The organism is Candidatus Zymogenaceae bacterium (genome assembly GCA_016931225.1).
Classification (GTDB): Bacteria; Desulfobacterota; Zymogenia; order Zymogenales; family Zymogenaceae; genus JAFGFE01.
Genome location: JAFGFE010000014.1, coordinates 46,069 through 65,763 on the forward strand (window position 1 = coordinate 46,069; position 19,695 = coordinate 65,763).

A 19,695-nucleotide genomic window follows, 5' to 3' on the forward strand; every position below is an offset into this window, starting at 1 on the left:
AGAATTGTCAGTCGAGGGTCGCAAGACGGTTCTCCAGCTCTTCCCGCCAGCGCTCGTAGCATGCCGTGTACGACGAGGCGAGGATATCGTCCGGTTCCAGGACCATCTCTGTTTTGAGGCCGGCAAAGGCGTCGGCGACATCGGGATAGATGCCGGCGCCCACGCCGGCGCCCCGGGCCGCCCCCACAGCACCGTCGGTGTTGTAGATTTCCAGGTGGGCGTTGACGGTGTTGACGAACGCCTCACGGAACAGCGGACTCAAGAACATATTCGCCCGGCCGGCCCGGACGATGTGTATGGCAAGGCCGATATCCCTCATGATATCGACGCCGTACTTCAGGGCGAAGACGATTCCCTCCTGGGACGCCCGCAAGAGATGGCGGCGATCGTGGACGGTGAAGTTCAGACCGTGTATCATGGCCCCCGGATTTCTGTCTCCCAGTGTCCGCTCGGCCCCGTTGCCGAACGGGAAGACAAAAAGCCCCTCGGATCCCACAGGCGCCTGGGCGGCACGGCTGTTCATCTCCGGATAGTCGAAAGCGAGATCATCTATACTCATGATATTGTGCTTGAGCCAGCTGTTGAGAATGCCGGCTCCGTTTACGCACAAGAGAACGCCGTAACGGGGTGATTCCTTGGTGTGGGTTACGTGAACGAAGGTATTGACCCGGGAGGCCTCGTCGAAGACGATTCTATCCCCCACACCGTATACCACGCCGGACGTTCCCGCCGTGGCGGCCACCTCTCCCGGCTCGCACACGCCCAGGGAAAACGCGTTGTTGGGCTGATCACCTGCCCGGTAGGATACGACGACATCCGTGGGGATGCCCAGCTCGTCCGAGGCATTTCGGGTGACGACGCCCTGGATCGAGAAGGTGGGAAGTGCTCGGGGGAGGAGATCGGGGGGGATTTCGTAATGCTCCAGGACGAGGTCGGCCACGGCACCCTTTGAAAAATCCCACAGCATCCCCTCGGAGAGACCCGAAGGGGTCGTGGTGATCTCACCGGTCAGGCGATGGGCGATGTAATCTCCGGGGAGCATGAATTTTGAGATGCGGCCGAAGGCGTCGGGCTCGTGTTCCCTGACCCACGCAAGCTTCGACGCGGTGAAGTTTCCCGGCGAGTTCAAGATGTGGGAAAAACAGACGGACGGGCCGATCTCACCAAAGGCCTTCTTCCCGATGGAGACCGCCCGGCTGTCGCACCAGATGATGGCGGGCCGAATCACGGCATGCGTGTCATCGACGATGACCAGTCCGTGCATCTGGTAGGAGATGCCCACGGCCCTGACTCTCGTGAGATCGGCGCCTGAGTCCCGGGCCAGGAGTCGAACCGCCCTTTTCACGTGTTCCCACCAGATCTCCGGGTCCTGTTCCGCCCAGCCCGGTTTGGGCGCCGTGATCGGCAGCTCGTGTTCGGGGGATACGGCATGGGCCAACACTGTACCGGAGTCGGCCTCCACCAGCGCCGCCTTTACCGATGAACTTCCCACGTCAAGTCCCAGGAGCAAGGGCATGAAGATGTTCCCTTTCGGCTTTCCGGAAATCCGGGACATGGACAGACACCATACGGTGTCATTATACCCGAACGAAGGGGGGATGAAAACCTCCGGAAGGTTTTTTTTAAAAATAATGGACAATGAAATGATCGATAAATAAAAATAAATCTATCTCATATAATTGTTTACAGAGGAACAAATACATGGTATTCTAACAATGAAAAAGGGTGAAGTAAAAAAGGGAAAAGAGACGAGAGAATACTGACACATCATATTTTTCGGTCCCCTCCCATCGTCTATGGTGTTTCCGTGTGTGATTATCTATTCTGAAACATCTCTACCCGGGGCGTAAGGTATCGAATACTGTCGGAAAAGCGGCACCGAATACTTCTTGTCTTCTTCTATCTATTAAACTGAGAGACCATGGACGCGCACAAGCATAAAATCTTCATCGCCGAGGACCATACCATCCTCAGGGAAGGTCTCAAGGCCATGTTCGATGATGAAAAGATCAGGGATCGATATCAGGTTGTGGGGGAGGCGGTGGACGGACTGGATGCGGTGCATTCCGTGGAGCGGAAAAGGCCGAATCTGGTGCTTATGGACCTCTCGATGCCCCGCCTCAGCGGCATCGACGCGATCCGTGAAATCAAGAGGCAGAGCCCGGATATCCGGGTGTTGGTGCTGACGGTGCACGAGGATGAAGAATATATCATAGAAGTATTTAAAGCCGGGGCCGATGGATATGTGCTTAAGGATTCCACCAAGGACGAGTTGTTGTTCGCCGTGGAAAACGTGGTAATGGGAAAGCGCTATATCTGTACCGGTATTTCGAACAAGGTTATCGATGGTTTCCTTGATGGAAGGGCTTCACCCCGGGATGACAGCGTCTGGCAGACACTGTCCCCCCGGGAACGGGAAGTGCTGAAACTCGTAGCGGAGGGATACAAGAACAGGGAAATCTCCGAATACCTGTTTATCAGCGAAAAGACGGTGAAAAAACACCGGGCAAACATTATGCGAAAAATCGGCGCACGAACCGTCTCCGCCCTGACCGCCTATGCGATCAAGAAAGGTCTTGTCGCGTAAGAGGAGTTTCCTTAAACGGCCATGATGCCTGAATAATCGTGCCCTCCCCCTCTTCTGAATTCATTGTAAACGACCCACCCGAAAAGATAACCCGCTCCCGCATGCTGGTTATTCCAAAGGCCAGGCCGGATTTCTCCAGGTTTCCGGCCTTGATTTCATCAAATCCCGTGCCGTTGTCTTCAATCGACAGCTCGATGTTCCCGTTGTTCTTGCGCAAGAGCAGTGTTATCTGATCGGCCTGCCCGTGTTTGGCGATGTTGTTGAAGGATTCCTGCAGGATGCGATAAATAATGATCTTGAGATGCTCGGGAATTTCGTGTTCGTGGATGTACAGATGGCTGTCCACCTGTATGCCGGGTCGGCTGGACATGAAGTTTCGTACAAACCACGAAATCGTCGCCAGGATTCCCAGGTCGTCCAGCAGAGAGGGACGCAGGTTCTTTACGATTCCCCGTATCTCCTTGATCGTCATCTGTATCGCCGGCACCAGCCGTTTCAGAGAAGAGATGTCTCCTCCCGGATATGACCGTGCGAGGTCCTCGCAGGCGTTTTCCACCTGGAACTTGATCGTCGAGAGCAATTGACCGACGCTGTCATGCAGCTCCTGGGCGATGCGTTTTCGCTCATCCTCTTGAGCCGTGAGCAATTTCTTGGAAAGCATCTGCGCCTCTTTCCGTGATTCTTTCAGACTCTTTTCCGCAAAGAGCCGCTCAACCAGCTCCCGTTCAAGTTTTTCCTTTGCTTCGTTGAGGTTGATCGTGCGTTCCTTCACCTTGTCGTCAAGTTCATCTTTCGCGCGAATGAGTTCCTGTTCCGCATGAATGCGCTCGGTAATGTCCCTGCCGGTGGACTGGAATTCGATGAGCGTTCCCGATTCATCGAACAGCGCGCGATCGCTCCAGTGCTGCCAGCGGACGGTCCCGTCGGTCAGTACGGTTCGGTGTTCGTTTCTCTTGATCGGCTCATCCTTCGTGAAGGAATCGAAATATGCTTTGAGCATTTCCCGATCCTCGTCGTGGGAGAACAAGGAAAGGTTTTTCCCCAGCAGTTCGTCTTCGGGAGTATTGTAATACCGGCAGAATGCCGGATTGACGAACGTCAGGGTGCCGTCCTTTTTGAATCGACACACCAATTCGGTCTGATCTTCGACGATGCCGCGGTATCGTGCCTCGCTGTCTGCAAGCCTTTTTTCCGCTTTCTTTCGATCGGTGATGTCCATGGTGTGGACCAGCACAAGGTTCTGGGGGACATATGAGTAATACACAATCAGGTGACGCACTATATTGGTGGTCTTGAAACGATAGTTCATCTCCTGGGTGATTAGCTTCTTTTCCGTAAAACAGCGATGCATGTCCGCTCTGGTCTGCGGATCATGTTCATACATTTCTGAGAGACGGATTCCGATGAAGTCGTTCACTCCGCCCTGGGTGATTTTAATGGCCGCGTCGTTGCAGTCGATGAGGGTAAAATCATCGTCGGTTTTCTGCCAGGTATATGTTGGAAGGGGTATGGAGCGGTACTGGGCGTCGAGCTGGGTTCTCGAGCTCTCCAGTTTTTCCAGGGCCTCTTTTTCCACGGTGATGTCGGTGGCGACGCCGATCAAGCTTTTCGGGACACCGTTTTCCGTATTCAGCCGCGCGGATGTTCGAATATGGCGGATATCGCCGTCGGCGGTGAGCATCCTGAATTCGAACGGTTCCTGTTCGCCTATTCGTGTTCTTATCACTTTTTTCCGAAGCTGCGAGAGGTCTTCCGGGTGAATGAAACGATGATACCCGTTTCCGATGAAATCCTCCGGCTTGATACCGAGTATTCGCTCAATGGCGGGGCTGATATAGGTTATCGATCCATCTACGGTGATGTCAAACAGTATATCGTTGATGTTTTCCACCAACTCTCGATACCGGGCTTCGCTTTCCGCAAGACGTTCCTGTGCTTCCTTTCGTTCGGTAATGTCGTTGAACAGGTCCAGGAAGGCCATTTCACCCTCCCATTCGACGGTGACCGTGTTCATCTCGATCCATCGAATTCTGCCGTCCTTGGTGAGTATACGAAAGTCATAGGTGCGCGAGACCTCCTGGGACCGGATTGAATCCTGATCGACAATCTTTTCTCGATCGTCAGGATGGACGATTTCTATAAACGGCAGGGACGACAGCTCATGCATGTCGTATCCCCCGATCTCCAGGGCCCGGGGATTTGCGTATTTGATGATGCCGTTCTGGGTGATGGTAATGGCCTCCTGGGCGTTTTCCACCACAAGGCGGTACTTTTCCTCGGATTTCCTGAGCGCCTCTTCGGCCCGCTTTTTTTCGGTCACGTCGCGGCCGATACCGTGAATTTCAATGACCCGGTCCTTGTTCCAGACGAGGCGTTCTTTTATTTCGAGAACGATGATACTTCCGTCTTTTGCGAAAAACTCAAGCTCAAAGGTACCGACGTTTTTCCCCCTCAACTGCTCCTTATATATCTCTTCGGCTCGGACGAAGGATTCAGGCACGATGATTTCAGAAAAAACCTTGTCGTTGAGGTCCGTTGTTTTATAACCCGAGATTCTTTCAAATGCATCATTGGTGTACCGGATTCTTCCTTCATCATCAACGATGTAAATGATATCATCGATGTTTCCAATCAGGTCTCGATATTTCTTTTCCGATTGGATGAGCGCCTTTTCGGCCAGCTTTCGCTCCCGAATTTCCATACGGAGTTGTGTATTGGTTTCGGAGAGCTGATTGGTACGCTGTGAAACCAGTTCCTCAAGATGGTTTCGATATTGATGGAGCTCCTCTTCATTCTTCTTGCGTTCGGTGATATCCGTGATGAAATTGAGTACGGCCATCTTTCCGTGCCAGTTCATGACCACCGGGTGGTTGTCTATCCACCTGGTCCTGCCGAAATTATCGATAATACGGAAACTGTAATGATCGGGGACATCCTCACCGTTTAATCGCTTCTGATGATTTTGGCGTACCATCTCGACGTCGTCAGGATGGAGAAACTCCAAAAAGGAACGACCCACCGCATCGCTTTCGGTGAATCCGGTAATCGACAGAGTTTTCGGGTTGACGTATTGAAAGGTTCCGTCCTGGACGATCATGATGCCCTCGTTGGCGTTTTCCGAAACCAAGCGGTATTTCTCCTCGGATTCCCGAAGGGCACACTCCGCCTCTTTACGATCCGTCACATCCTGGATGAAATCAAGAGACGCCTCTTTTCCCTCCCACTGGATGAAAACGGCATTGACCTCCGCCCATCTGGTCCGATTGTCTTTTGTGATATATCGAAATTCATAGGTGAAGGTCAGCTGGTCGGTGCGTAAATCGTCGTGTTCAAGAAGCTGTTCCCTATCGTCGGGATGCACGAGAAAATCCATGTATGAGCCGGATTGTATCTCTTCCATGGAGTAGCCGCTCATCTCAACGGCACGAGGATTTGCGTACTTGATCGTGTAGTCCTGGGTGATGGTGATGGCCTCATGGGCGTTTTCCACCACCTGGCGGTACTTTTCTTCCGATTCCGTCAGGGCGTTTTTCGCCAAAGTTCTATCGGTTACGTCGGTGAGAAAGTCCAAAGAGGCGTGCCGACCCTCCCATTCGATGTTGACCGCGTTTATTTCGATCCATCGTGTCTCACCTTTCTTGGTGTTGATGCGGAAGTCGTAACGGTAGACGTCTGTTTCATTTCTCGAGACGCTCTCGTTTTCCAGCACCCGCCGCCGATCGTCCGGGTGAATAAGCTCCATGTAAGACGGAAGAGAGAGCAGCTCCTCTGTGCTGTAGCCGATGATTTGTACGGCCCGGGGATTTGTGTACTTGATCGTGCCGTCCTGAGTGATAGTGATGGCTTCATACGCGTTTTCCACCACCAGGCGATACTGATCGGTTGTGTGTCTCAGGGCGGCCTCGGTCTTCTTTTGTTTGGTGATATCGTTCATAAATTCCAGGGAGGCGCGCCGCTCATCCCATAGTATGAATATCGTATTGATATGGAGAGTTTTTACTGTGCCGGCCTTATCGATGATGCGAAATTCATACCCGTGCATTGGGATATTGTTTTCCCAACGATACGCCTCCTGTTCGAAAACCTCGAGGCGGTCGTCGGGATGAATGATGTCCATGTAGGATGAGAGAGCGGTCAATTCTTCCAGGGTATACCCGCTGATCTCAAGCGCCCGGGGATTCGCGTATTTGATCGTGCCTTCCTGAGTGATGGTGATGGCCTCGTGGGAGTTCTCAACCACCAGACGGTATTTTTCATTTGTATCTTTTAGGGCCTGTTCCATGTTTTTTCGGGCGGTAAGATCACGAGCGATGCCCTGGATGCCGATGATTTCGCCGTCTCTGACTATCGGTGTGAAGTTTGCCTCTATGGTGGCTGTCAAGCCGTCTTTCCGGTGAACAGAAAGCTGAAAATTTGGCACGTTTTTGCCCGCCAGGGCCTCGGAGATATGATCCCGAACCGTGTTCTGTTCATCGGAGGGTAAATAGTCGAACACAGAGGTGCCGATGACCTGCCGGGGAGAGAGGCCGATGACGCTCTTGACCGACTGAGACACGAACGTGATCGTTGTGTCGGGATGTATCATGAAGATGATATCATAGCTGCGTTTGACTATTTCCCGAAACCGTGTTTCATTTTCACGGGAGGATTGCACCTCTTTTGTAAGCCGCTCTATGTGTTTCTTCAGATCCTCATTTTCCCGTTTTTGGGACGAGAGGGAATCTGTCTGCGGGTGTTTTTTTGCTGTTCGTTTCATGTCTGATTCACCGAAGGATGATCCATGATTGACAAAACGTTTTTTATATGTGAATGAATCATGTATGATTGATGCCGATGCGTGAATGCAATATCTTTCTATTACAGACACTCGCAATAAAGCATGTATGATGATACCACATTTTGATTTGAATGAAAACAGGACGAGAAATATTGGAAAAGCCAACTATTTTGTAATTTCAGTATGTTGTCAGTGGATGATTGCGCACCCTCGTTCGTGTATTGTACCGTCCGACGTTGAAGAGGCACATCCGTTTCGGATGAATCTGTGGGGAATTTGATTGGCTTTCTCAGAATATTTGATATACTTTCTTACCCATATGGAGGATGTATGAATAATAAAAAACGCATGACAGCGGCATGTGTCGCTGTATTGGTATGTCTTTGTTTCGGGTTGTCGGGCTGTGTGTGTATGCTGCACGGGGGAGACGCCCTGTACCAGATCTCGACCATTGATGCTCTTTTGGCCGGCTGTTATGACGGAGCCGCCGAGTTTTCCGAGCTTGTGATGATGGGGGATACGGGTCTGGGGACCGTGGACGGCCTGGACGGGGAGATGATCGCCGTAGACGGCATCTTTTATCGAATCGCCGTGGACGGCAGTGTGCACGTTATCCCCGATGACGCCACAACGCCCTTTGCCGTCGTCACCTATTTCCAGGGGGATCGGTCGTTTCCGGTTTCCGATATCGACTACGATGGTTTGACGGCCGCCCTGAAAGAAAAGATGCCGTCGGAAAACATCTTTTATACAATCGTCGTATCGGGCATGTTTTCCCGCATGACGGTCCGCAGCGTCCCCCGCCAGACGCCTCCCTATCCTCCTCTGGCGGAGGCCATCGAACACCAGGCGATATTCGAACTGGAAGACGTGTCCGGCACCATGGTCGGATTCTACTTCCCCGATTCGGCGGCGGGGATCAATGTCGCGGGATTTCACATGCACTTTGTGACCGACGATAGGAGCGCAGGCGGCCACGTATTTGGCTGCGAAATCAGTGATGCGATCGCAGAGATCGACGACTCCACGGCGCTTTTCCTGGTACTGCCGGAGAACCACTCCTTTTACGATGCCGATCTGTCCGGCGGAGACGTAGGTTCCCTCGAGACGAACTGACGGTCGTCAAGCCTTATCCGTTCCCGGGCCGGTGTTTACAGGGCCCGCCTCCCCTCCGAATGCCGTTTCTCCCCGGGGAAGGGGTGTCCGGAGGGATCGGCCGATTGTTATCGGTTTCGTTTTGTATCCGAGGGGAAAGGCGGGTTCTCCGGAGGCGTCCCCGTGGGCGCCGGCAATTGCTGGCGCAACAGCGCCGCATCCCTGTCCTGCCGGGCGATGATGATCCCACGGACGGTCACCGCAACGATAACGACCCCCCCGCCGACCAGGGCCCATTTGCCTGGGCGCTCGCCCAGGAGCAGAAACACCCAAACCGGGTTCAGAAGCGGCTCGAGCACGGTGATGAGGATGGAGTCCAGGGCCCGCACCCGTTTCGCCGCGGTCACAAAAAGGATGTAGGAAAGCCCCAACTGGAACACACCCAGGAGAATCAGGCAGGTCCAGCTTCGAGCGTCCGGCATGGACGTGAACATGAAGGGAAGGCCGATGAGGGCCGCCAGGACATTTCCGATGAGCAGGGATTCAAGGGTTGACCCCTTTTTCTGCCTGCGCACAAACAGCGCGACCCAGGCAAAGGTGACGCCGCTCACCACGGCAAGAATGTTCCCCACAAGCCCCCCGGTGTCCAGGGAATCGCAGAAAAACAGGCCAATGCCGAGAAACACCGTCAGGACGATGCACCAGTCGAACTTTGTGGTGCGCTCGCCCACGAACCAGGGGCCGAAGATCGCCACGTAGATCGGTGCGGTGAACTGGAGCAGGATGGCGTTTGCGGCGGTGGTGAGCTTGTTCGCCAGTACAAAGAGGATCACCGTGGCGGCATAGGCAACGCCCCCTCCGATCTGTGCCGCGGACCAGGTGAACTGGGGCCGACGGACCACCAACAGCACCAAAAGCCCCGCGATGATCCCCCGCATGCCGGCGATGGCCATGGGATGCCACGAGACCGACTTGATCAGAAGTCCCCCGGTGCTCCAGAGCAGGGCCGCGCCCACCAGCATGAGGAGCGCTCCCGTCCGTCGTTCCCGTTCAGACTCCATTCATTCTTCCTTTCGGGGTGCGGGTCGTCGGCGCATGAAGACTTACAACTCCTCGTTGGACGTGAGCATCATTTCCTTGTGGCCCACTTGAAAGGGTTGAACCGTCTCGATCTCTTCCAAAATATCTTCGGGAAGCTCTTCAAAATACCTGTCCCGCATGATGACGACGACCCGACTATCCCGCTGGTAGTACGACGCCAGGTCCTCGGGGGTGTTGAACAGGTCGATGTATCGACCGGTGTAGAACATGTAGCCATACCAGATGAAGTCGTCGTCCGGGGAATACCCACCAAAGCCGTCCTCATCTTCCAGGTGGGCTGCGATATATTCCGAGATGGGTTTTGCCGATTTATACTCGTCGATCGGCGGCAATATTTTCAACTGGGTGTAGAGCATCACAACGCCCAGGGTCAATGCCAGGGCCACGGTCCACGCACGGCGCCGGTCCCGTGCCAGGGATACGATGAGCGCCGCAGTACAGACGCCTAAGAGCACCAGGGCGGGGACGGCCATCGTTCGGATCATGTCGGCACCGACGCCGTGTTCCACGGCTTCGAGGTAGAGCGGCGAAAAGATCCCCCACGGATTTAACAGGAAGATCACGCAGCCGACCACTGATACGGCGAGGCTGATGGAGATGATCCAGGCCGGCACCTTCACCCAGTACCACCCGTCAAGCACATCCTGAATCCACGCCCGAACCAGCCAGGCGGTGAGGACGGCGGCGGCGGGATAGAGCGGCATGATGTAGGGGGTGCGCTTGGAGTCGGACAGGGAAAAGAAAATGAGCACCGCGAAGAACCAGGTGAGGAAAAAGGACATGATCCCCTTGGGCATCTCGTCTCTGGTCTTAAACGCCCAGACCACCGATGCGGGAAAGATGAGTGAATAGGGGGCGAAATCGCCGAAGAATATCCCGATGAAATAGTATATGGGCTCGTCGTGATTGAAGGCGCTGAAGAACCGCACGAAGTTCTGGCGGATCACCAGCTCGTAGAGATAGCCCTCCCCCCCGGCGGTGGAGGATGTGTGCGATCCCGCGGCGAGATACCACGGCAGGGCGATGGCCAGAAAGACGATCGGACCCAGAATCGGCTCCATCTTGAGTATCTTTTTTGGATCCCTCGTCACTGCAAGATACGCGATGATCACCACAGCGGGCACCACCGCGCCCACAAGGCCCTTGATGAGCACGGCACCCGCCGCCGCGGCGTATCCGAGGATGAAAAACAGGCGCTTCTTGCCTTTGTCGTCCAGGGATTCGAATCCGCGAAGGAACAAGTAGAGACAGAGGGTGATGAAGAAAAGGAGTGTCATATCCGCCTCCACCCATCGGGCCTGCCACATGATACGGGGAATGGTGGCGAAGATGAGCGCCGCGAGAAACGCCCACTCGTCCTCCATGACCCGCCGGGCCAGGCAAAAGACCACAAGCACCGTCAGCATCCCGAACAGGGCCGAGGGAAGGCGGGCGGCGGTCTCCGTGAGGCCCCCGGTTATGTAGGAGCTTCCGATGATCAACCAGTAATAGGGGGCGGGCTTCATTCCCAGAGGCTCGCCGTTTCGGGTGGGAACCGTATAGTCGCCGGACGCCATCATCTCCCTGGCGGCTTCCGCGAAGTTCGGCTCGTTCGGATTCCACAGATCCCTGACCCCCAGGCCCGGAAAATAGAGCGCCGTGCACAAGAGAGCAAGGATCAAAATATAGAAATACCATCGTTTTTCCATGATGTGTTTCCTTCAATGAGTAATCAGACACCGGTAGAGCGTCTTGTTCCGGCACTATACACAATACAGGGAGATTTCTCAAGATTTCTATTTCGAAGAACGATTCTCTTTTTGGGTAGAAGGATGAGAACAGTTATTGCTAAAATTTCAAGATCAAAAAAATTCCGTATATATCGATGGATGCCGGCTCCGGGAGTTTGTCGAGATAGCGATCATATTGATAGCCGTTCAGAAAGAGATAGACCGGTGTGGTTCGTGATTTTTCTTCGACGATCACGGGAAACTCATCTATATCGATTACGCGATCCATCTGATCGTCATGGGCGAGCGCATATTTCAGCACACCGGGGTTGATATAGAAATAAATATCGTCTCTTTTGAGGTACCATGCCGCAACGTATGCGGAATGCTTGTAGCCCAGGACCATCGCGTCCGGCTCGATGTTTTGGCAGTATTCGGTATAGAAACCATCCGGAATCTTGTGCTCCTTGACGACATCCGGAAAGATCAACGGGGATGAAACCAAAAGAAACAACGGGGCGAGGGCGAATGTAAAAACGGCGGTCTTCAACTTTTTCGCCCCGTATAACCGGATGAGAAGGATCATCCAGAGGCCGACACAGACGAAGGCCCCCACACGTTTGGGCAATTCATCTCGCGAGAAAAGCGCGAATTTCGGATCGTGTATGAAGAAGGAAACGATGAGGTAGAGCAGCGTTATCCACATGACCGCCCCCAGAAACGCCGTGCTGTAGGAAAAGGATTTGTTATGCCCGCTTTTGATATATGAGTGAAGGCCGATGGTAAAAAGTATCGCCACAGCCGGCAGCAGGGGAAGGATATAGGTTCCCAGCTTGCCGGAGGAGACGGAAAAGAACAGGAGCGGAAAGATGAGCCAGCACAGCGTGAATCGGAATATCGGCTTTGTGAAGTCTTCTCTTTTCACCCCTGAAATGACGGACGGCAGCAGGATGATCCACGGTGCCGTACCGCCTAATAGAATGGGGAGGTAGTACCAGAACGGCTCCGAATGAAGATTGGTGGAGGCGCTCCCCCCGACAAATCGCTCTATGTGAGAAGTCCAGATGAAGTAGTGCCAGAAGTCGCTGTTTGTGAGATGGATGAGAATGGACCAGGGCAGCGCGACGACGGCCGCCGCCACGAGGGGGATCCAAAATAGTTTCAAAAGTTCAATAAACCTGCGCTCCCATATCATGAAGGGTGTCACCGCAAGGACCACTATCACCAGCGCCACGAGACCCTTTGTGAGGAAGCCGAGTCCAAAAAAGACGCCGGCGAGGGAAAGGAAAAGAAGTTTCTTTGAGAACCTTTCCTGTTGATGCGAAAAGTAAAAAAAGGTGAGCGTCGCGGTGACGAAGAGGGTGAAAACCGTATCGGGTATGCAGGAGGTGCCCAGAACATAAACCATGCCGAACGTCAGGAAGATGACCGAAGCAAGAAGGCCGCCGTATCGATCTCCCGTTTTGCGCCGAACCAGGGAAAACAGCAGCAGACCGACAAGGCCCGCAGCCAGCGCGGAGGGGAAGCGGGCCGAAAAGCCGTTCACGCCGAAGACCTTCATGGCGATTGCGATCCACCAGAAACCCATGACCGGCTTTTCCAGGTAGCGAACACCGTCCAAATGGGCCGTGATCCAGTCACTGGAGTCGATCATCTCGCGGGCGATTTCAGCATACCGTGGTTCATCCGGGGAGATCATCGGACGAATGCCCAAGGGGGAAAAATAGACGATGACATAGAGGATGAGAGCGAGCAAGATGAGAGTCTTTTCTGATATCAATTTGGTCTTTTTCATCTTTACGGTTTTCATCTGATTACAAGATAGATACTTTTCCGGCATCATTGATCCCCTCGTTTTTTTATCGAGCCATGCATATGATCAATGCACAAAGAACGGCCAGGTTCGTTATGAGTATCAAGACATATACCAACGGGCAGCAGACAAGAGAGAATGTACATACATTTAAGAGAGTCTCTTTTTTTGGGATTGTTCAACCGCCGGCACACTCGTGACGGAGTTGAGGATGCGCCGCCCGTCAGCGGATGAAACTATAATAATCCAGCAGCTCTTTTGCCAGGGGGATCAGTGCGATCAAGAGACACTGATACTCCGCCCTGAGGGACGGAAGGAGGAAGGAACGTACACGCGACCATTCACCATCCGGCTTTTCGCCTTTCAGGTGAAAGGATATTTTCGGAAACCAGCGAGGCACCCGTTCAAGGTATTCCGTATACGGCTCGCCGTACTTCTCCTGCAGGTGATGTTCCTCGTATGCCACAACGATGTGGTACACGATGTATCCGTAGAAGATGCTGACCGGAACGAGCCACACCAGTTCCGACATCAGCACATATCCCGCAAGCAGCATGATATTGGAGATATATATCGGATTTCTCACATATGTGTAGGGGCCGGTCATCGTCAGGATTTTTGTCACCTTCAGGCGGTAATGCAGGTGAAGCTGGGCCCACAGGCGCAACAAGAACGCCGCGATGACAAGCGCCAGGCCGAAGATAAAAACACTATAGTGCTCGTGCTCGTTCCATATGCAAAAAAAGGCGAACACGTATGGAAGTGTCATCAAGACTCCGCGGAGCTTGTACCAGGCATACAGAAAGTCTCCTTCGAATTTTTCCAGATTACGCATCGAACCATCTCCTTTTCTCTCATCTATTCGAGTTTTTCGATGAGGTGTATTGTTACCATCGCAATGATAGATGATCAACCTTACCAAAACCTGAAATATCCGTTAGAAGATGTTTAGAAAGAGCATGGCGTATTGTTTTTTATATTCCGGAGACATATAATTAAAAACATCACCACGGATTTTAGGAACATCGGGGAGGTGTGGAGTGAAAGTGCTTCTTATTGAAGACGACGAGACGATCGCCTCATTTATCGTCAAGGGGATAAAAGAGTGCGGGTACCTTGTCGAGCACGCAACGCGCGGCGATGACGGTCTTGATCTTGCACTGAACGAATCCTATGATATCGCGATTATTGACATCATGCTCCCAAGGCGTGACGGCCTGTCCATCATACGTGAAATGCGCAAAAAGAATATTTTGACCCCGGTTATCATCCTGAGCGCCCGGGGCACCGTGGAGAACCGGGTACAGGGCCTGAGAATCGGCGCCGACGACTATCTCACCAAGCCGTTCTCAATATCGGAGCTGATCGCCCGCATACAGGCGCTGCTGCGGCGGGCGTCCGGCATGGCGGGTCCCACCGTCCTGACGGCGGGCGATCTCACGATGAATCTTGAAACACGGGTCGTCACCAGAGACGGTATGCCTGTTGAATTGAAACCGAAGGAGTTCGCCCTGCTGGAGTTTTTAATGTACAACAGGTCCCGGGTTGTTTCGAAAAAAATGATCATGGATCATGTGTGGGATTATGCCGTCGGAATAGGGGCGAATGTTATCGAGTCGCATATATCGCGTCTGAGAAGCAAAATAGATCGAGACGAAGAAAAAAAATTGATTCACACGGTACCGGGTGTCGGGTATGTTTTTGAAGAGAGAAATCTTGAATAAGAGAACGGTCTCCTTTCGAATGACGGTTCTCTTTGTGACGATATTTTTCCTTGCACTTGTGACGGTGTTACTTCTTATGTATATCGCCATGTCTCGTACCACCCAGATGATCGTGGACGATCTTCTGAGTCTTGAGGCGGGTGAGTTTGAAGTGATTTACAAAATGAGAGGGATTGACGGTTTGAGGGACATGCTCATTGCCGAATCGGCATCAGAGGGAACGGAAAACACGTTTTATATTATTCTATCGCCGGATATGGAGGTCCTTATTTCGACTGATACGACGTCATTTGAACATATCATCGAGGATGACCGGATACCGATGGAGTTTCTCGCGGGGATACAACCGGGAGAGGAACGATTCGTAACCCTCTATAATGAGCCGAAACGGGAATATGTCAGATTGTATATGAAGAAATATGACGACGGGATAGTCCTGGAGATGGGAGAGACCATGTGGGCGGAACGGATGTTGGTTCAAATGATACGAAATATTTTTCTCATATCATCTCTGTCTATTCTTTTTGTCGGAACGATTGTGTTCTGGAATATCATGAAGCGAACGATGAAGGGTGTCAATGAAATTACCACAACGGTTTCAAACATCGGCCGAGATGATCTTGTCTCCCGGGTTCCGCTGGCACACAGGGGAGCGGAAATCGACAACCTGGCCGAGGCATTCAACCGAATGCTGGAGCGGATAGCGGTGCTCATCGGTGAAATGCAGGACATAACCAACAATGTCGCTCATTATTTGCGTACACCGATAGCCCGTATACGAGGTACGGCTGAAACCGTCTATTTCAATGAAGACTCCGTCATAGAGGAGAAAGACTCCATCGGTGCGATCATCCAGGAATGCGATCGTCTCACGATGATGATTCAGGTCATGCTGGAAATCGCCTCGATCGAGTCCGCAACGGGAGGAAATTTCGAAGGTCCGATTGATGTGAATGTCATTCTTGAGGAGATATTTGATCTCTTTCTGCCGTTGGCCGAAAGTAATGATATACGGTTTGAACATGAGTATTCGGGAGAGAAACTTACTATCTTGGGTAATTCGACCATGCTATTGGGTGCGGTGGCGAATCTCGTCGACAATGCCGTAAAATTTACGCCGCCGAATGGTTCGGTGATTGTCAGATCCCGTATGGTTGACGGGATGGCTGAAATATCTGTTTCGGATACAGGCAATGGCATCTCCCGTGAGGACAGGCCCCATATTTTCGAGAAATTTTACCGGGGCGGCGACGTGGGGGATACTGTCGGGAACGGTCTGGGACTTTCTTTCGTTCAGGCTGTGGCCCGCAGATATAACGGTATGGTGCGTATCGACGATACAGAAGCAACGGGCACAACATTTACGCTGGTGTTTCCCTTACTAACGGAGCACGAGGAATGATGGACGCTTTTATTCAACGGAAGAAGTATGCGCCGAATAAGAAAATGAATGAAGCCGTAACCCCGCGGTACGTGCACGCCATCCACCGGGTGTATTGTGCATCTGACGAGAAACAGAGGCAGTATTAGAAAACACAGATACATAACGAGCGAACCATGAACGAACAGACTCGCAATATACTCAATCTCTGGGGTAACCCTTTTTATGTTGATTGGAGTGATCCGTTTGGAGATGTAGACGCGCTCAAGATTTTTGCGGATTTTGTTGATCATTCCTCGCATGATGAATTTCCAGATATCATGTGTGCCATTGAAGAAGTCGTCCGGCACAATATCCCAAAGGATACACAGCGATATATGGATACCGTGGAGTTGGCGACAATGATGTATCGGCTGCTCCCGTAAAGCAGGAAAATGTATTAATCTGGGATGATCTGATTGAATAGAAATTATAAAGGGTGCGTCGTCATCCATTGACGGGGGATCGGTGAGAGAACTATGAAATTTTTTATTTTTTTCATCAAAAATAAGCATATTATTTTGCTAACGTGAACGGATGTGCTGTTTGTCTTGCGTAAAATCACTTGAAGAAAGGAGGAGCATTATGCTTTACAAACACATGATCCCGGCAGTGCTGGTTCTCATGATAGTTGGTCTCGCAATCGGCTGCGGGGGACCGGCGACACAACCGGAGGAGGGTACCACTGAGTCAATTTCTCAGGGTGAAGAAGGGGCGTTGGAATCAAGCATGGAGATGAAGCATGATCTGATGAAGACGTACATCGATTCAACGGAGGAGACTCTCGCAAAGCTTGACGACATGATCAAAACGAAAAAAGAGGAAGCTGCCCAGCTGGAGGAGGACGCCCGTATCACGATGGAACAGCACCTGGAGCTGATACAGGAGAAGCGGGACAAGGTGGACACGCTTCTGAACGAAATGAAATACGACCTGGATGAATTGATGGCTGCCATCAAAGGCAAGGAAACCGAAGCGGTCGGTGAAGTGGAGGACACTTTCTATTCCGAATTCGAGAAAAAAAAGGAAGCCCTGGAAAAAGCGATAACTGAATTGGAAGATGTCTACAAAGAGGTATTCCCTGAAAAAGATGAGGGCATGACATCTGAGTAACCACTGTCGAAAGTTCCATGACATTCAACAGCGGACTGTATTGATAACATGTTAGCTTTCATGGGAGGGCGCCCGGAGATATAATGTTTCATTCCGGGCGCCTTTATTGTATGGGTGTGCGGGCATTCGGAGATATTTTTATTAGGCAATCACGTATACGGAGATCACCGCCGTCACTCATTACACATGTTCCATCTGGATGGTTTTTTCGGGTGCCGTACCTTTTCCTTTTCGGTTGTTTTTTTATCCGTTTGATGTTTAAATGTACCATTTTAGATACCATGATGAGAAAGGGAGGGTGAGCATGTCACCTGATGCCGTTTCGCTGTCGGTGGTGGTGCCCCTGTTCAACGAACAGGACGTCATCGAGAAGCTGTACGAAGAAATCGCCCGTGCGGTGGAGCCGATGAAGCGAACCTGGGAGATTGTCTTCATCAACGACGGCAGCACCGACGACACCCTCAATCGCGTACTGGATGTGGCCGGACGGGATGATCGGGTGGTGGTGGTCGACCTGATGGGGAATTTCGGGCAGACTGCGGCCCTGTCCGCCGGGTTCGACTGCGCCCGTGGGGATATCATCGTCGCCATGGACGGCGACCTCCAGGACGATCCCTCCTACATCCCCCGCCTCGTGAGTAAGCTGGAGGAGGGGTACGACATCGTGTCGGGGTGGCGTAAAAAGAGGAAGGAGAGCTTTCTCATCCGGCGCATCCCATCGATGACCGCCAACTGGATGTTGAAGAGGATTTCCGGCATCGACATCCACGATTTCGGCACCACCTTCAAGGCGTACCGGGCGTCGGTGGTCAAGAACGTGAAGATGTACGGTGATTTTCACCGGTTCATTCCGGCCCTGGCCCGGGAGATGCGGGTTCGGGTGACCGAGGTGGAGGTCGCCCACCACAAACGGGAGTACGGCGAGTCGAAATACGGCATCGGCCGCACCTTTGTGGTCTTTTTCGATCTCTTTCGCCTGAAATTCATCCTCGACTATTTGAGCAAGCCCCTTCAGGTGTTCGGCGCCGGGGGACTGGGCCTGGCGGTGATCGGATTCATCCTGTTTCTCTATGTCGCCTTCAGCAAGTTTTACCTCGGCATTCCGATAGAAGAAAAACACGGCCCGCTCTTTATCACCTCTATCATGTTCATCGTGTCGGGCGTCAACCTGTTCACCACGGGGCTTTTGGGTGAGATGATCCTGAGGAACCTCTATGAGTCGGGCGATAAAAAGAGCTACTACATCAGGGAGATCCACGGCACGTCCCGGGAATCGAACAACTCAAAAACGCTTATGAAAACCAGATGAAACCGGGATTTCGAAAGATAGTATTCATTCTGCGCCGGTATGTTCTGCCGACGGTCACGGGCCTGTTGTTTCTCTATCTCCTGTGGCGGTCGGTGGATGTGGCCGAAAGCCTCAGGACATTCAGCGGCGTGCGTATCGGAACGGCATGCGCCGCCGCCGGGATTTACATCGTCCAGTATTTCTTCCTGGCGGTGCGCTGGCGGCTTTTGAACCGGGGCCGGGTCGGCATCGGGTCCTGCTACGCGATTACCGCGGTGCACAACATGACCAACAACGTGCTCCCCTTCCGCACCGGGGAGCTGGCCTATCCCTATCTCCTCAAGCGTCACTTCAACATCGGCCTGGGAGACTCGACGGCGACGCTCTTTTACGCGAGGATATTCGACCTGGTGGCGATGGTTCTGTTCTTTATCGGCTCTCTGGCGTTTGTCGGAAGAGACGTGCTCCAAACCATTGCGGAATCGAAGGGCGAGATCCTCCAGTTCACCCTGCTGGTGGTGCTGATCGGCGGGGTGCTCCTGGGGATGTACGTGCTCCTGGATCGATGGGCGAACAACCAGGACACGGAAAAGCACGAGGGCCTGCGGGGGAAGGTGCGGGGCGCCTTTCGGTCCCTCACCGAGGGGCTGGCGCGGGTCGAGATCGTCTCCATCTCCGTGAAGATGTTTGTCTCCAGCCTGGCCATCTTCCTGGCCCGGTACGCCTTTTTCATGTACGCGCTGCGGGCATTTGGCATCGACCTGGTGTTCGGAGAATCTGTGGCGGCCTCGACCCTGGCGATCCTGGGGGCGATCTTTCCGCTCCAGGGCGTGGGGGGATACGGCACCGTCGAGACCGGCTGGGTGCTGGGCCTGGTGCTCATCGGGGTGGAGGCGCCCACGGCCCTGATGGCCGGATTCGGCGTGCATACGTTCAGGCTTGTGCTCTCGGTCCTGCTGGCGGGGAGCACCTATCCCATCCTCGCACACGACGGGAGGAAACACCGGGGGGCGGACGGGCCGACGGAGACGCCCGTCTCCCAACCTGCCCCGTAAGGGCGGGGTCGGT

General features: G+C 53.0%; 14 protein-coding genes. 8 read left to right on the top strand and 6 right to left on the bottom strand.

The features are described from left to right. Positions 1–7: 7 nt before the first annotated feature. A complete protein-coding gene (locus JW885_05755; GenBank protein ID MBN1881660.1) occupies positions 8–1,516 on the bottom strand; it encodes a carbohydrate kinase in 1,509 nt (502 codons plus the stop codon). Positions 1,517–1,921: 405 nt separating this feature from the next. On the opposite strand from JW885_05755, the gene JW885_05760 reads away from it, so the two are divergent. After that, complete coding sequence (locus JW885_05760; GenBank protein ID MBN1881661.1) at positions 1,922–2,587, top strand: response regulator transcription factor; 666 nt, start codon at positions 1,922–1,924, stop codon at positions 2,585–2,587. Here the strand turns inward: JW885_05760 and JW885_05765 are convergent. After that, positions 2,565–7,343, bottom strand: a complete 4,779-nt coding sequence (locus tag JW885_05765) for a PAS domain S-box protein (GenBank protein MBN1881662.1) — start codon at positions 7,341–7,343, stop codon at positions 2,565–2,567. The genes JW885_05760 and JW885_05765 overlap by 23 nt on opposite strands. 351 nt (positions 7,344–7,694) lie before the next feature. Between JW885_05765 and budA the strand changes: the two genes are divergently transcribed. Beyond that, complete coding sequence (budA, locus tag JW885_05770; GenBank protein ID MBN1881663.1) at positions 7,695–8,480, top strand: acetolactate decarboxylase; 786 nt, start codon at positions 7,695–7,697, stop codon at positions 8,478–8,480. Between the two features lie 107 nt (positions 8,481–8,587). On the opposite strand, the gene JW885_05775 is transcribed toward budA, so the two are convergent. The 4 genes from JW885_05775 to JW885_05790 form a co-directional block, all read right to left on the bottom strand. Next, positions 8,588–9,520: a DMT family transporter gene (locus tag JW885_05775; protein ID MBN1881664.1), complete on the bottom strand. Its 933-nt coding sequence runs from the start codon at positions 9,518–9,520 to the stop codon at positions 8,588–8,590. A gap of 42 nt (positions 9,521–9,562) precedes the next feature. Then, complete coding sequence (locus JW885_05780) at positions 9,563–11,248, bottom strand: glycosyltransferase family 39 protein (GenBank protein MBN1881665.1); 1,686 nt, start codon at positions 11,246–11,248, stop codon at positions 9,563–9,565. A 139-nt stretch (positions 11,249–11,387) separates the two neighbouring features. Beyond that, positions 11,388–13,064 (bottom strand): phospholipid carrier-dependent glycosyltransferase, encoded by a 1,677-nt coding sequence (locus JW885_05785; GenBank protein MBN1881666.1) that lies wholly within the window; start codon positions 13,062–13,064, stop codon positions 11,388–11,390. A gap of 241 nt (positions 13,065–13,305) precedes the next feature. Next, positions 13,306–13,917, bottom strand: a complete 612-nt coding sequence (locus tag JW885_05790) for an isoprenylcysteine carboxylmethyltransferase family protein (protein ID MBN1881667.1) — start codon at positions 13,915–13,917, stop codon at positions 13,306–13,308. A 205-nt stretch (positions 13,918–14,122) separates the two neighbouring features. Between JW885_05790 and JW885_05795 the strand changes: the two genes are divergently transcribed. From JW885_05795 to JW885_05820, 6 genes are all read left to right on the top strand, one after another. Further along, positions 14,123–14,806: a response regulator transcription factor gene (locus JW885_05795; protein MBN1881668.1), complete on the top strand. Its 684-nt coding sequence runs from the start codon at positions 14,123–14,125 to the stop codon at positions 14,804–14,806. Continuing rightward, positions 14,799–16,208 carry a HAMP domain-containing histidine kinase gene (locus tag JW885_05800; GenBank protein MBN1881669.1) on the top strand — a complete coding sequence of 470 codons (1,410 nt, stop codon included), beginning with the start codon at positions 14,799–14,801 and terminating at the stop codon, positions 16,206–16,208. Before JW885_05795 ends, JW885_05800 begins: the two co-directional genes overlap by 8 nt. 155 nt (positions 16,209–16,363) lie before the next feature. Continuing rightward, positions 16,364–16,612, top strand: a complete 249-nt coding sequence (locus tag JW885_05805; protein MBN1881670.1) for a hypothetical protein — start codon at positions 16,364–16,366, stop codon at positions 16,610–16,612. Positions 16,613–16,811: 199 nt separating this feature from the next. Then, positions 16,812–17,339 carry a hypothetical protein gene (locus tag JW885_05810; protein ID MBN1881671.1) on the top strand — a complete coding sequence of 176 codons (528 nt, stop codon included), beginning with the start codon at positions 16,812–16,814 and terminating at the stop codon, positions 17,337–17,339. Between the two features lie 304 nt (positions 17,340–17,643). Then, on the top strand, positions 17,644–18,648 hold the full coding sequence (locus tag JW885_05815) for a glycosyltransferase family 2 protein (GenBank protein MBN1881672.1): 1,005 nt from the start codon (positions 17,644–17,646) through the stop codon (positions 18,646–18,648). Further along, positions 18,645–19,682, top strand: coding sequence for a flippase-like domain-containing protein (locus JW885_05820; protein ID MBN1881673.1), 1,038 nt, complete (start codon positions 18,645–18,647; stop codon positions 19,680–19,682). Before JW885_05815 ends, JW885_05820 begins: the two co-directional genes overlap by 4 nt. Positions 19,683–19,695: the final 13 nt, after the last annotated feature.

What these genes read in the sequence shown, in the direction of transcription:
- JW885_05755 (MBN1881660.1), bottom strand. Translation starts at nt 1,516, where the DNA reads ATGCCCTTGCTCCTGGGACTTGACGTGGGAAGTTCATCGGTAAAGGCG.
- JW885_05760 (MBN1881661.1), top strand. Translation starts at nt 1,922, where the DNA reads ATGGACGCGCACAAGCATAAAATCTTCATCGCCGAGGACCATACCATC.
- JW885_05765 (MBN1881662.1), bottom strand. Translation starts at nt 7,343, where the DNA reads ATGAAACGAACAGCAAAAAAACACCCGCAGACAGATTCCCTCTCGTCC.
- budA (MBN1881663.1), top strand. Translation starts at nt 7,695, where the DNA reads ATGAATAATAAAAAACGCATGACAGCGGCATGTGTCGCTGTATTGGTA.
- JW885_05775 (MBN1881664.1), bottom strand. Translation starts at nt 9,520, where the DNA reads ATGGAGTCTGAACGGGAACGACGGACGGGAGCGCTCCTCATGCTGGTG.
- JW885_05780 (MBN1881665.1), bottom strand. Translation starts at nt 11,248, where the DNA reads ATGGAAAAACGATGGTATTTCTATATTTTGATCCTTGCTCTCTTGTGC.
- JW885_05785 (MBN1881666.1), bottom strand. Translation starts at nt 13,064, where the DNA reads ATGAAAAAGACCAAATTGATATCAGAAAAGACTCTCATCTTGCTCGCT.
- JW885_05790 (MBN1881667.1), bottom strand. Translation starts at nt 13,917, where the DNA reads ATGCGTAATCTGGAAAAATTCGAAGGAGACTTTCTGTATGCCTGGTAC.
- JW885_05805 (MBN1881670.1), top strand. Translation starts at nt 16,364, where the DNA reads ATGAACGAACAGACTCGCAATATACTCAATCTCTGGGGTAACCCTTTT.
- JW885_05810 (MBN1881671.1), top strand. Translation starts at nt 16,812, where the DNA reads ATGCTTTACAAACACATGATCCCGGCAGTGCTGGTTCTCATGATAGTT.
- JW885_05815 (MBN1881672.1), top strand. Translation starts at nt 17,644, where the DNA reads ATGTCACCTGATGCCGTTTCGCTGTCGGTGGTGGTGCCCCTGTTCAAC.
- JW885_05820 (MBN1881673.1), top strand. Translation starts at nt 18,645, where the DNA reads ATGAAACCGGGATTTCGAAAGATAGTATTCATTCTGCGCCGGTATGTT.